Source organism: Enterobacter sp. Lyrl_3 (genome assembly GCF_051948675.1).
Classification (GTDB): Bacteria; Pseudomonadota; Gammaproteobacteria; order Enterobacterales; family Enterobacteriaceae; genus Enterobacter; species Enterobacter cloacae.
The window spans coordinates 303,451-316,113 of the sequence record NZ_JAYJLI010000003.1 but is presented as its reverse complement, the minus strand read 5'-3'; the positions used below and the strand labels follow the sequence as shown (position 1 = coordinate 316,113).

At 55.8% G+C, this 12,663-nt stretch carries 9 protein-coding genes and 1 pseudogene; 3 read left to right on the top strand and 7 right to left on the bottom strand.

Annotated features, from left to right (window positions below):
* Positions 1 to 191 precede the first annotated feature (191 nt).
* Positions 192 to 2,084: a recombinase family protein gene (locus VF709_RS09220; RefSeq protein ID WP_440231319.1), complete on the bottom strand. Its 1,893-nt coding sequence runs from the start codon at positions 2,082 to 2,084 to the stop codon at positions 192 to 194.
* A gap of 43 nt (positions 2,085 to 2,127) precedes the next feature.
* Between VF709_RS09220 and rimO the strand changes: the two genes are divergently transcribed.
* Entirely contained in the window at positions 2,128 to 3,435 is a 1,308-nt protein-coding gene (gene rimO, locus VF709_RS09215) for a 30S ribosomal protein S12 methylthiotransferase RimO (protein ID WP_139937386.1), read from the top strand.
* 63 nt (positions 3,436 to 3,498) lie between these two features.
* Here rimO and gsiD read toward each other — a convergent pair whose 3' ends face one another.
* The 5 genes and pseudogenes from gsiD to iaaA all read right to left on the bottom strand — a co-directional run bounded on the left by gsiD (position 3,499) and on the right by iaaA (position 9,721).
* Positions 3,499 to 4,410, bottom strand: coding sequence for a glutathione ABC transporter permease GsiD (gene gsiD / locus VF709_RS09210; protein ID WP_029882874.1), 912 nt, complete (start codon positions 4,408 to 4,410; stop codon positions 3,499 to 3,501).
* Position 4,411: 1 nt separating this feature from the next.
* Positions 4,412 to 5,332: a glutathione ABC transporter permease GsiC gene (gene gsiC, locus VF709_RS09205; RefSeq protein ID WP_047024161.1), complete on the bottom strand. Its 921-nt coding sequence runs from the start codon at positions 5,330 to 5,332 to the stop codon at positions 4,412 to 4,414.
* Positions 5,333 to 5,337: 5 nt separating this feature from the next.
* Positions 5,338 to 6,876 carry a glutathione ABC transporter substrate-binding protein GsiB gene (gene gsiB / locus VF709_RS09200; protein ID WP_013097435.1) on the bottom strand — a complete coding sequence of 513 codons (1,539 nt, stop codon included), beginning with the start codon at positions 6,874 to 6,876 and terminating at the stop codon, positions 5,338 to 5,340.
* 23 nt (positions 6,877 to 6,899) lie between these two features.
* Positions 6,900 to 8,771, bottom strand: coding sequence for a glutathione ABC transporter ATP-binding protein GsiA (gene gsiA, locus VF709_RS09195; RefSeq protein WP_038418983.1), 1,872 nt, complete (start codon positions 8,769 to 8,771; stop codon positions 6,900 to 6,902).
* Positions 8,758 to 9,721, bottom strand: a pseudogene (gene iaaA, locus VF709_RS09190) (beta-aspartyl-peptidase). Before iaaA ends, gsiA begins: the two are co-directional and overlap by 14 nt.
* Positions 9,722 to 9,910: 189 nt before the next feature.
* Here iaaA and moeA point away from each other — a divergent pair.
* Together moeA and moeB are read left to right on the top strand one after the other, a co-directional pair.
* Positions 9,911 to 11,143, top strand: coding sequence for a molybdopterin molybdotransferase MoeA (gene moeA, locus VF709_RS09185; RefSeq protein WP_038418981.1), 1,233 nt, complete (start codon positions 9,911 to 9,913; stop codon positions 11,141 to 11,143).
* Between the two features lies 1 nt (position 11,144).
* Positions 11,145 to 11,897, top strand: coding sequence for a molybdopterin-synthase adenylyltransferase MoeB (gene moeB / locus VF709_RS09180; protein WP_038418979.1), 753 nt, complete (start codon positions 11,145 to 11,147; stop codon positions 11,895 to 11,897).
* 87 nt (positions 11,898 to 11,984) lie between these two features.
* Here the strand turns inward: moeB and fsa are convergent, their stop codons facing one another.
* Positions 11,985 to 12,647 carry a fructose-6-phosphate aldolase gene (fsa, locus tag VF709_RS09175; RefSeq protein WP_028027952.1) on the bottom strand — a complete coding sequence of 221 codons (663 nt, stop codon included), beginning with the start codon at positions 12,645 to 12,647 and terminating at the stop codon, positions 11,985 to 11,987.
* Positions 12,648 to 12,663: the final 16 nt, after the last annotated feature.

Below are 12,663 nucleotides of genomic sequence, written 5' to 3'. Positions count from 1 at the left end.
AATCATATATCATTTAGGCACTATCTTTGTACTTTCTAACTGATACATTCTTCGATGGTTTCAAGAGTATCTTTGTACTTTCTTAGTAGTACACTTATTAAAAATTTCGAGAGTTCTCAGTTTTGATGCGGCCATTGCCGACTTAAAAAAACATCCTATGATGAACCTGCAACACTACAAGTTCTTTGGCTTCATACCTTATAACGCTCTATGAAGTCTTTACGCGACAATCCAGTCGCTTCCAATGCTGCGGTTATTGCCTTCGAAACCCGGCCATTCATCGCAATGCTATAAGTTATCCCCTCATACTCAACATTCGCACGTTCATACTGTCCGGTATTAGGCCAGAATGATGCCCCTCGAATATCACTATAACCAACGACTCCTAACATAGTGTTGGCAGTCTCGAAAAGCTTTAGATAACTCTGTTTGATGCTATCCAGTTGCTCTACTGCCTTCTGAAAGAGCGGGTTACTAACAAAATTTGAAGAGTCTCCACCTTCAATTTCTTTTGCATCATTAGTGGAATACTCGATAGTAAAAGCCCAAAAAGGTTTTCTGTTGACTCCACCAAACACTAGCCATTCATCTTTATGATGACACTTTATCTTTATAGTTATACATCCATCTGCTTTTTCAACAATAATACTTTCGATTATAGAGCTAATAATTTTCCTTATTTTGTTTCTGTCAGCATCCTCCATATTTGTAAACACCGACCACTGAATAAGCATCAGGAAATCAGTAATATCTACTTCTAAAGATCCTTTACCTTTCAATGAATGTAAGCGTTCTTTCAACTTATCAACTTCCAGAACAGTCTTTTTACGTTCTAAATCAAAAGTATTTAATTGAACTGCTAGTGCACTAACATCAGGAGCAATAGCTATTGCCTGAGCCATGTTTGCTATGCGAGACTCCAGATCAGTTATCAATATTTCTTTTCTACTAATTTCTTCTTCTATAGCAGTAGTGTCAATACCATCCTTACGACTCTTGTCCATGTAACCGATCAGGAGTGAAATCATTGTACAGTGTTCAACTAATTGAGCTGATATGGACCAGCCAGAACAGTTTTTCTGTAGGTGAACCCCATTCGTACAGATGTAGCGAGCACTACCATGATTCATGAAGGAATGCATCGTTCCTCCACATTTACTACACCGCAACACCTGTAGCCCTGACAACAATTTGATTTCTTCTGTTTTGTCTTTCTTAGCTTTGTAGTTGTTTTGTTGCTTACGTTCAGCCAGCGTTAAAAACTCTGCTTCATCTTTACACAACCACGGATAGTAGTTATCAAGTTTGTAAGTAGCACCACCGACATTGATAGTCCTTTCCCCAATCAACGCACGATTATCACGCATTTTCTTTAAAACTTGATAATCCCACTCCTTACCCTTTAAACCGTTAGGATATTTTTCATCGAGATAACGCTTTACTGTATAGATGCCATTCCCATCTAAAAACATGTCTATAGCTTCGCGGGCGATACTCCAGTAAACCGGATGTTCTTTAACCGCTTCATATTGCGAACCTGAATCATCTATCCAAAACGGATGGCGACCAACTGACTTAATGTTTACTGGCAATCCTGCTTGATGACGTTCGACCAAAGCAACAACATTGCCTATAGTCCTGTTTGATTTCGTTTCTGATTCTTCATTGGCACGGCTGAACAGCAGTAGTGAAATCATTAATTCTGTTGGATTTTTGTTTACAGAATCAAGTGTATATACCCGCTTATCCATGCCTGTGACGAGTGTCAAACCTAACTCTAACAATTCAATAAACAGTTTCTGTGCAGTAGTTACATTCTGTCTTGTAATGCGGTCCAGATTTTCCACGTATAGCCAGGAATCAGAGGCAATAGCTCCTTGTTTAACTGCATCTATAAAATCCCCTAATTTTCCTGTGTTGGTATTCTTGCCACGAAAAGCACTGACGCCAGGATCTTCGATCTCAACCATTTCCAGCCCAGCTTCAGCCGCATATACTTTCGCGGCTGCAAGCTGCCTGTTTCTGGTTGTACCTTTGTCCTGGCGATCTGTTGACCACCTGATGTAGCTATAAAGTTGCGGCATCTATATAATCCCCGGCAATGTGAGCAACTGATTGTACAAAAAAATGTCTAAGATTGGATTTATATCATTAGGGTGCCCGAAAAACCTGGTGGATTCTGAACGCATCCTGACCGAACTTCGCACCGAGGGCTACGACGTGGTGCCAAGCTACGACAACGCCGACATGGTGATCGTGAACACCTGCGGGTTTATCGACAGCGCGGTTCAGGAATCCCTGGAAGCCATTGGTGAAGCCCTGACGGAAAACGGCAAAGTGATTGTGACCGGCTGCCTGGGCGCAAAAGAGGACCAGATCCGTGAAGTGCACCCGAAGGTGCTGGAGATCACCGGTCCACACAGCTACGAGCAGGTGCTGGAACATGTTCATCACTACGTACCCAAGCCTAAGCACAACCCGTTCCTGAGCCTGGTGCCGGAACAGGGGGTGAAGCTGACGCCGCGTCACTACGCTTACCTGAAAATTTCCGAAGGCTGCAACCATCGCTGCACCTTCTGCATTATCCCGTCCATGCGTGGCGATCTGGTGAGCCGCCCAATTGGTGAAGTGCTGGCAGAAGCCAAACGTCTGGCCGATGCGGGCGTGAAGGAGCTGCTGGTGATCTCCCAGGATACCTCCGCCTACGGCGTGGATGTGAAGCACCGTTCCGGTTTCCACAACGGCGAGCCGGTGAAAACCAGCATGGTCGGCCTGTGCGAACAGCTCGCTAAACTGGGCATCTGGACGCGTCTGCACTACGTTTACCCTTATCCGCACGTTGACGACGTCATCCCGCTGATGGCCGAAGGCAAAATCCTGCCGTACCTGGATATCCCGCTGCAGCACGCCAGCCCGCGTATCCTGAAGCTGATGAAACGCCCAGGCTCCGTTGACCGCCAGCTGGCGCGCATCAAGCAGTGGCGTGAAATCTGCCCGGATCTGACCCTGCGTTCGACCTTCATCGTTGGCTTCCCGGGTGAAACCGAAGAAGACTTCCAGATGCTGCTCGACTTCCTGAAAGAGGCCCGTCTGGACCGCGTAGGCTGCTTCAAGTACAGCCCGGTTGAAGGCGCAACCGCTAACGAGCTGGCGGATCAGGTGCCGGAAGAGGTAAAAGAAGAGCGCTGGAACCGCTTCATGCAACTGCAACAGCAGATCTCTGCTGAACGTTTGCAGGAGAAAGTGGGCCGCGAAATTATGGTCATCATCGACGAAGTTGACGAAGAAGGCGCGATTGGCCGCAGCATGGCGGATGCCCCTGAAATCGACGGCGCGGTGTACCTGAACGGGGAAACCAACGTCAAGCCGGGTGACATCATTCGCGTGAAAGTGGAAAACGCCGACGAGTATGACCTGTGGGGGAGCCGGGTTTAAACACCCAGCGCCTGTTTTGTAGGCCGGGTAAGGCGTAGCCGCCACCCGGCACATTCCACTGCCCTACCCCTTAATCCTCGGATCCAGCGCATCGCGCAGCCCATCCCCCAGCAGGTTGAACGCCAGCACGGTCAGGAAAATCGCCAGACTCGGGAATATCGCCACGTGCGGCGCAATCACCATATCTGCCCTCGCCTCGTTGAGCATCGCGCCCCACTCCGGCGTCGGTGGCTGGGCCCCTAATCCCAGAAACGACAGGCTGGCGGCGGAAATTATCGACACGCCAATACGCATCGTAAAATAGACAACAATCGACGACACCGTACCCGGCAAAATATGGCTGAACAGGATGTTGGCGTCGCTGGCCCCCATACTGCGGGCGGATTCAATAAAGGTCTGCTGCTTCAGTACCAGCGTATTGCCGCGCACCAGGCGGGCAAACGCCGGGATCGAAAAGACCGCGACGGCGATGATGACGTTTGCCATGCCGCTGCCCATAATGGCGACAACCGCAATTGCCAGCAAAATGCCGGGGAAGGCAAACAGCACGTCGCAAATGCGCATAATGATCCGGTCCCACCAGCCCTCGTAATACCCTGCCACCAGGCCCAGAACGGTACCGATGACCGCACCGATAAGCACCGCAAACACCCCGGCGGCGAGCGATATCTGCGCGCCCATCAGCACGCGGCTAAAAATATCGCGCCCCAGAGAGTCCACGCCGAACCAGTGCATCATCGACGGTCCGTCATTCAGACGGTCGTAATCAAAGTAGTTTTCCGCATCATACGGTGCCACCCACGGCGCAATGGCGGCCACCACAATCAGTAGCAGTACAAACAGCCCCGCCGTCATGGCAACAGGCTGGCGACGAAAGCGCCGCCAGAATTCAAACCATGGGGTGCGGATATGGTCCGGCTTCAGCCCCGGCATAGCGTTTACAATGGCCTGACGACGCCAGTTCAACAATCGCATCTTACTTATACCTGATGGCCGGATTAATGGCGGCGTACAGCACATCCACCACTAAATTGATAAGAATAAATTCCAGCGAGAAGAGCAGAACTTCCGCCTGAATGACCGGATAGTCGCGCATCTCGACCGAATCCACCAGCAGGCGCCCCAGCCCCGGCCAGTTGAAGACCTTTTCCACCACGATAGAGCCCCCCAGCAGGAAGCCGAACTGCAGCCCCATCATGGTCACCACCGGGATCATCGCGTTACGAAAACCGTGCTTGAGGATGACCCACTTCTCGCTCACCCCTTTCGCCCGTGCGGTACGGATGTAATCTTCACTCAACACGTCAACGAACGACGCGCGTGTGAAGCGCGCCATCACCGCGGAGACGGCCGCGCCCAGCGTCATGGACGGCAGGATGTAGTGCTTCCAGGTATCGGCCCCGACGGTGGGCAACCAGCCCAGTTCCACGGAGAAAATCTGCATCAGGAGCATCCCCAGCGCAAAAGCCGGGAAAGAGATCCCGGTCACCGCCAGCGCCATGCCGACCTTGTCCGGCCAGCGGTTGCGCCAGACGGCAGCGACAATCCCGGCGCCAAGCCCAAACACCATCGCCCAGCACATGCTGGCAATCGTTAACCAGAACGTAGGCATAAAGCGGCTGGCAATCTCTTCCGATACCGGGCGACGCGACACCATCGAGATACCAAAATCGCCCTGCAGCACGTTGCAAATATAATGGAGAAACTGCATGTACAGAGGCTGGTCGAGACCAAGCTGTTTGCGCACCAGTTCAATGACGGTGGCATCCGCCTCTGGCCCGGCCACCAGACGCGCCGGATCGCCCGGCAGCAGATGGACAAACAAAAACACCAGTACCGCCACAATCAGCAGCGTCGGGATAAGCCCCAGCAGGCGTTTACAAACATAATTGAGCATGAGTGTTATTTTAAATCCGCATCGTCAAAGCTAAAGCCCGTATCCGGCATGATGTAAAACCCGGTCAACGCTTTGTTATGCGCCGAAACCAGTTTTTCCACCACCAGCGGTACCCACGGCGACTCTTTCCAGATGATATCCTGTGCGTCTTTGTAGAGGCGCGCTTTCTCATCCGGTTTGGTGGTTTTCAGCGCATCGGCAAGATCTTTATCCACCTGTGGGTTGCTGTAGAATGCCGTGTTGAACAGGGTCGGCGGCCAGTTCTGCGAGGCGAACAGCGGCGACAGCGCCCAGTCAGCCTCACCGGTAGAGGCCGACCAGCCGGTGTAGAACATCCGCACGCCGCTCTCTTTCTGCCCTTTCCCTTCCACTTCTGCTGCACGCTGCCCGGCATCCATCGCGGTGACCTGCACCTTAATACCGACCTGCGCCAGCTGCTGCTGGGTAAACTGCAGCACCTTCTGCGCGGTACTGTGATTATGGGATGACCATAGCGTGGTGCTAAAGCCGTTCGGGAAGCCCGCCTCTTTTAACAGTTCACGGGCTTTCGCCGGATCGTATGGCCACGGCTGATAGCTTTGCGCATAGGCAATAGCCGGTGGCAGCACGCCGGTGGCCGGGGTGGCGAAGCCCGCGAAGGCCACTTTCACCAGCGCCTGACGGTTAATCGCGTAGTTGATGGCCTCGCGCACTTTGGGATTATCAAACGGCTTTTGCGTCACGTTCATGCTGATGTAACGCTGCATAATGGACGGACTGGCCACCAGCTCCAGCTTGCTGTTCTTCTGCAGGATCGCCGCCTGCTCGTACGGGATCGGGAAGGCAAACTGCGCTTCGCCGGTTTGCAGCATCGCCGCGCGGGTGTTGTTATCCACCACCGGACGCCAGGTGATGGTGTCGAGCTTCGGCAGCCCCTGCTGCCAGTAGCCGGCGAATTTCTTTACCTTTACAAAGTCCGTCTGGTTCCAGGTCACCAGCTCATACGGGCCGGTACCGACCGGATGGAACCCAATCTCTTTCCCGTATTTTTTTAGCGCGGCAGGGGAGATCATCGCCGTCGCCGGATGCGCCAGAATATTAATAAAGGCCGAGAACGGCTCTTTCAGGGTAATTTTTACCGTTGTCGGATCGACCGCCTCGGTGCTGGCGATATTTTTATAGAGGTTATAGCGCTTGAGGCTGTTTTCCGGGTTGCTGGCGCGGTCGAGGTTAACCTTCACCGCCTCCGCGTTGAAATCGGTGCCATCCTGGAACTTCACGCCGGTTCTGAGCTTAATGGTATAGACCAGCCCGTCATCCGAGACGGTGTACCCCTCTGCCAGCACATTTTTCAGCTTCATCTCTCTGTCCAGGCCAAACAACCCCTGGTAGAACGACTTGGCGACCGCCTGCGACAGCGTATCGTTGGCGTCATAGGGATCAAGGGTGGTGAAATTGGAGCCGACGGCAACCACCACATCTTTGGCAGCGAACGCGGGAGAGGCGGCCAGGGCTGCCGTCACGCTCGCGGCTAACAGCCATGTACGAGCAACAAATTTAACCATTGTGTTCTCCTGCCTGTTGTACGTTATAACCGCGAAAATGCATTGTCCTGACGCGGAGGGGCAACAAAATGGCCGGGGCCCACTTCACGCAGCGTGACCCGCTCCATGACCTCACCCCGTTTACGAATATTGCTCGGCATCTCATCCTGCAGCAGCACGCGCTGCCCGTGACGGTGTTCGGGATCGGCAACCGGTACTGCAGACATCAGCTTACGGGTGTACGGGTGCTGCGGGTTCTCAAACACCGCCCGCCGCGGACCAATCTCGACGATTTGCCCCAGATACATCACCGCCACGCGATGGCTGATGCGCTCCACCACCGCCATGTCGTGGGAAATAAAGAGAAAGGCAATCCCCAGATCCCGCTGTAAGTCGAGCAATAAATTGATGATTTGCGCGCGGATAGAGACATCCAGCGCCGAGACAGATTCGTCTGCGATCACCACTTTTGGGTTGAGGGCCAGCGCGCGGGCAATACAAATTCGCTGCCGCTGACCGCCGGAAAACTCATGCGGGTAACGCCAGGCATGTTCCGGCTTCAGACCCACGCGCTCCAGCAGCCACGCCACCCGACGCTGTGCGGCTTCGCCGTCGAGCAGGTTATGCACCCGCAGCGGCTCCATAATCGAATACCCCACCGTATGGCGCGGGTCCAGAGACGCATACGGATCCTGAAAAATAAACTGGATATTCCGCCTCACCGTCTGAAGCTTACTGTCAGGAAGGGTGTCGATACGTTCGCCGTTAAAGGTAATACTCCCTTCCTGCGACTCAACCAGCCGAAGTAACGCGCGTCCGGTGGTGGATTTGCCGCAGCCCGACTCCCCCACCAGCGCCAGCGTTTCGCCTGGCCATAAATCAAAACTGACATTTTCAACCGCGTGCACTTCACGCTTTACACGGTTGAAAATGCCGCTGCGCAGAGGAAAACGGGTCACCAGATCCCGCACCTCAAGAATGGGCTTGCCGGGTACCACGGTGTCCTGCTCGGTTTCCTCTTCCTGGCGGCCCGCCGCCTCAAGGGAAATCAGCGGGAAACGGCGCGGAAGATCGCTGCCGTTCATCGCTCCCAGACGCGGAACCGCCGCCAGCAGCGCTTTGGTGTATGGGTGGGCGGGCGCATGGAAAATCTGCTCTACCGTGCCGGTTTCTACCGCCCTGCCCTGGTGCATCACCAGCACGCGATCGGCAATATCCGCGACCACGCCCATATCGTGGGTGATAAACATCACCCCCATCTCCATCTCCTGCTGCAGCACTTTGATAAGCTGCAGGATCTGCGCCTGAATGGTGACATCCAGCGCTGTCGTCGGCTCGTCCGCAATCAATACCGCCGGACGGCACGAGAGCGCCATGGCAATCATCACCCGCTGACGCATCCCGCCAGAGAGCTGATGCGGATAGCGGCCGAGTATGGACTGCGACTCCGGGATACGTACCAGCTCCAGCATCCGTTTGGCTTCCAGAAGTGCTTCATCGCCGCTCAGCCCCTGATGCAGGCGGATGGATTCGGCAATTTGCTCTCCAACCGGGAAGACCGGGTTCAGCGAGGTCATCGGCTCCTGGAAGATCATCGCGATATCCGCCCCGCGCACGCCCTGCATCTGTGCTGCGCTCAGCTCATTTAAATCTATGACCTGACGATTGCGACGGCGCAGAAGCATCTTCTCGCTGCTGATTTGCCCGCCCGTCTGTTCCAGCAGGCGCATCAGCGCCAGCGCGGTGACCGATTTCCCGGAGCCGGACTCCCCCACAATCGCCAGCGTTTCGCCGCGATTGAGTGAGAACGATAAATTCTCTACTGCGGGGATGAACTGCCGCTCCTCCTGAAACGCAATATTCAGCTGATGGACAGCCAGCACTTCGCGGTTATCCAGCTCTTCACTGTGCGGCACGCGTTGCCCCCTTATTCACGATAGATCCCGGTGCTGGGTTCATCACCGGCATAGCCCCAGGCGCGGTACATCCCTTCGCTGTTGAACGGCAGGGCTACGTTACCCTCACGGTCCACCGCAATGAGTCCACCCTCACCGCCCAGCGCGGGCAACTTTTCCATTACCACACGCTCGCAGGCCTCACTCAGGCTGAGCCCGCCGTAATCCATCAGGGCGGTAATGTCGTATGCGGCGAGCGCGCGAATAAACACTTCGCCGGTCCCGGTGCAGGAGACCGCCGCCGTGGCGTTATTGGCATAGCACCCGGCGCCCGGCAGCGGACTGTCGCCAACCCGGCCCGGTAGCTTGTTGGTCATGCCACCGGTTGAGGTGGCCGCCGCCAGATTACCAGCCTTATCAAGCGCCACTGCGCCAACCGTGCCCATTTTGGTGGTTTCATTGAGCGGTGAGGAGTGGTCCAGCTGGGTCATGCCCGCCGTACGGGCTGCCAGCAGCTGCTGGTAGCGCTCGTCAGTGGAAAAAAGATCCGGCGATACCCGCTCCATCCCGTGTGCGAAGGCAAAGTTCTCCGCCCCAACGCCCGTCAGCAGCACATGAGGACTCTCTTCCATCACCAGTCGCGCCGCCAGAATCGGGTTGCGCAAATGGCTCACGCCCGCCACGGCCCCTGCTTTCAGAGTGACGCCATCCATCACGCAGGCATCCAGCTCGTGCGTCTCGTCACGCGTATACACGGAACCTATCCCCGCATTGAACAGCGGACACTCTTCCAGCAGACGTACCGCTTCGGTCACCACATCCAGCGCGCTTTCGCCCGCCTCCAGCATTCGCTGGCCCGTTTCGACAATGGCGTAGAGCGCATCAATGTAGCGCTTCTCCTGCTCAGGACTGAGCTGTGCACGGGTAATAGCCCCGGCGCCGCCATGAATTGCGATTACCGCATTAACCATTTCGCCTCACCTGTCAGCCTGCATGGCGGCTTTTTCTATAAATATCATTATCGTTGATGATTCTTCAGATAATTTTTGAATATAGAAAGACGCAACTGCGATGTAAAGGGTACTCATGGTGGGTCATACAGTTAGCCGCACTTTTCTGCCATAATGAGCGCTTTCGTTGTTACTGTGCTGGAGCCCACCATGGATTTTACCGCCGGACTGATGCCGCTTGAGACGGCACTCACGCAGATGCTTGACCGACTTCCCCCGCTGCACGACGTAGAGACGCTGCCGCTGGCGCGCTGTTTTGGTCGTATTGCCGCACGCGACATCATTTCCCCGCTTAACGTGCCGGGGTTTGATAACTCAGCGATGGACGGTTACGCGGTACGCCTGGCGGATCTCCAGACGGGTCAGGCGCTGCCTGTCGCAGGAAAAGCCTTCGCCGGTCAACCGTTTGACGGAGAATGGCCTGTGGGCACTTGCGTGCGCATCATGACCGGCGCGCCGGTTCCTGCAGGCTGCGATGCGGTAGTGATGCAGGAAGAGACCGAACAGACCGCTGACGGCGTGCGCTTTACCGCCAGCGTCAAAGCAGGCCAGAACATCCGCCGCACCGGCGAAGATATTGCTCTTGGCGCAACGGTATTCGCTGCGGGGCAGAAGCTGACGGTAGGTGAACTGCCGGTGCTGGCCTCGCTCGGTATCGCGGACATTGAGGTGATCCGTCAGGTGCGCGTCGCGCTCTTTTCTACCGGTGACGAATTGCAGCTTCCGGGCCAGCCGCTGCAGGACGGGCAGATTTACGACACCAACCGTCTGGCGGTACACCTGATGCTGGAGCAGTTGGGCTGTGAAGTGATCAACCTTGGCATTATTCCTGATGACCCGGAAAAACTGCGCGCCGCCTTTATTGAGGCAGACAACGCGGCCGACGTGGTGATCAGCTCCGGCGGTGTTTCGGTGGGTGAAGCGGATTACACCAAAACCATCCTGGAAGAGCTGGGTGAAATCGCCTTCTGGAAGCTGGCCATCAAGCCGGGCAAACCGTTCGCTTTTGGCAAGCTTCAGCACAGCTGGTTCTGCGGCCTGCCGGGTAACCCGGTCTCTGCCGCCCTGACCTTCTACCAGCTGGTGATCCCGCTGCTGGCGAAGCTTTCGGGTAACCGTGCCAGTCCGCTGCCGGTACGCCAGCGCGTGCGTGCCGCTACGCGCCTTAAGAAATCCCCCGGTCGTCTTGATTTCCAGCGCGGTATTCTGACGCGCAACGCGGAGGGCGAGCTGGAGGTGAGCACCACCGGCCATCAGGGCTCGCACATTTTCAGCTCCTTCAGCCAGGGCAACTGCTTTATCGTGCTGGAGCGCGAGCGTGGCAATGTGGAAGCAGGCGAATGGGTTGAGGTGGAGCGCTTTAACCACCTGTTCGGAGGCTAAGATGGCGGCGGAACTGAGCGATGAAGAGATGATGCGCTATAACCGCCAGATTGTGCTGCGCGGTTTTGATTTTGAAGGCCAGGAAGCGCTCAAGGCGGCCAGCGTGTTGGTCGTCGGCCTGGGCGGTCTGGGCTGCGCCGCCGCGCAATACCTCGCCGCGGCGGGTGTGGGCAAGATGACGCTGCTGGACTTTGATACCGTGTCGGTGTCAAATCTGCAGCGCCAGACGCTGCACAGCGATGCGACACTCGGCCAGCCGAAGGTGGACTCTGCCCGCGCAGCGTTAACGCGCATCAACCCCCACGTTCAGTTCACTCCGATTAACGCGATGCTGGATGACGAGGCGTTATACGCGCAAATCGCAAAGCACGATCTGGTGCTGGACTGTACTGATAACGTTGCCATCCGCAACCAGCTAAACGCCGGCTGTTTTACCCACAAAACGCCGCTGGTTTCTGGCGCGGCAATCCGCATGGAAGGACAGATCAGCGTCTTCACCTATGCTGAAGGCGAACCGTGCTATCGTTGTCTGAGCCGCCTGTTCGGTGAGAATGCGCTCACCTGCGTCGAGGCGGGCGTAATGGCGCCGTTAGTCGGCGTGATCGGGTCACTACAGGCGATGGAAGCGATCAAAGTGCTGACCCGTTACGGTACGCCAGCGGCGGGGAAAATTGTGATGTATGACGCAATGACCTGCCAGTTCCGCGAGATGAAGCTGATGCGTAGTCCGGGGTGTGAGGTGTGCAGCCAGTAAAAAAAGTCGGGTGGCGGCTTCGCCTTACCCGACCTACAACGGCGCGAACGTAGGCCGGGTAAGCGCCAGCGCCACCAGGCAACAGCGTCAGAGAGCCGTCCGTCCAAACGCCCCCTGCCAGTCCTGCTCAAACTTCACGATCGCCGCATCCACCGCCGGAGAGGTAATAAACTGCTGCGCCACGTCCAGCGGTAGCGTAATGGACTCACAGCCGGCCAGCAGGCAATCCAGCGCCTGACGCGGGGTTTTGAAGCTCGCCGCCAGCACTTTTGATTGCGGGGCATGCAGCGTCAGCAACTGCTGTAATTCCACAACGGTCTGGATCCCGTCTCCGCCCTGCGCATCCACGCGGTTAACGTAAGGCGCGACATACTCTGCCCCCGCCAGCGCGGACAACATCCCCTGTGCGGCACCATATACCGCGGTCCCCAGCGTCGGGATCCCTTCTGCTTTCAGCATTTTGATCGCCGCCAGCCCTTCCGCCGTCACCGGCACTTTCACCACCAGGTCGTTAATGATGGAACGTAGCTTACGCGCATCGTCCACCATGCCTTCGGCGGTCGTGGCCATCACCTGCGCGAACAGACGGCCTTTGCCACCCAGCGCGTCGTGCAGTTCTGGCAGCAGAACCTCAAGCGGCGTTTTGCCTGCCGCCACAATGCTGGGGTTGGTGGTCACGCCCGCCAGCGGGAAGATGCGTGCGAGCTTTTTCACTGCCGCAACGTCAGAAGTGTCGAGATAAAGTTCCATGATGTCGCCCTCAATT

What these genes read in the sequence shown, in the direction of transcription:
- moeB (WP_038418979.1), top strand. Translation starts at nt 11,145, where the DNA reads ATGGCGGCGGAACTGAGCGATGAAGAGATGATGCGCTATAACCGCCAG.
- gsiC (WP_047024161.1), bottom strand. Translation starts at nt 5,332, where the DNA reads ATGCTCAATTATGTTTGTAAACGCCTGCTGGGGCTTATCCCGACGCTG.
- gsiB (WP_013097435.1), bottom strand. Translation starts at nt 6,876, where the DNA reads ATGGTTAAATTTGTTGCTCGTACATGGCTGTTAGCCGCGAGCGTGACG.
- VF709_RS09220 (WP_440231319.1), bottom strand. Translation starts at nt 2,084, where the DNA reads ATGCCGCAACTTTATAGCTACATCAGGTGGTCAACAGATCGCCAGGAC.
- gsiD (WP_029882874.1), bottom strand. Translation starts at nt 4,410, where the DNA reads ATGCGATTGTTGAACTGGCGTCGTCAGGCCATTGTAAACGCTATGCCG.
- fsa (WP_028027952.1), bottom strand. Translation starts at nt 12,647, where the DNA reads ATGGAACTTTATCTCGACACTTCTGACGTTGCGGCAGTGAAAAAGCTC.
- moeA (WP_038418981.1), top strand. Translation starts at nt 9,911, where the DNA reads ATGGATTTTACCGCCGGACTGATGCCGCTTGAGACGGCACTCACGCAG.
- rimO (WP_139937386.1), top strand. Translation starts at nt 2,128, where the DNA reads ATGTCTAAGATTGGATTTATATCATTAGGGTGCCCGAAAAACCTGGTG.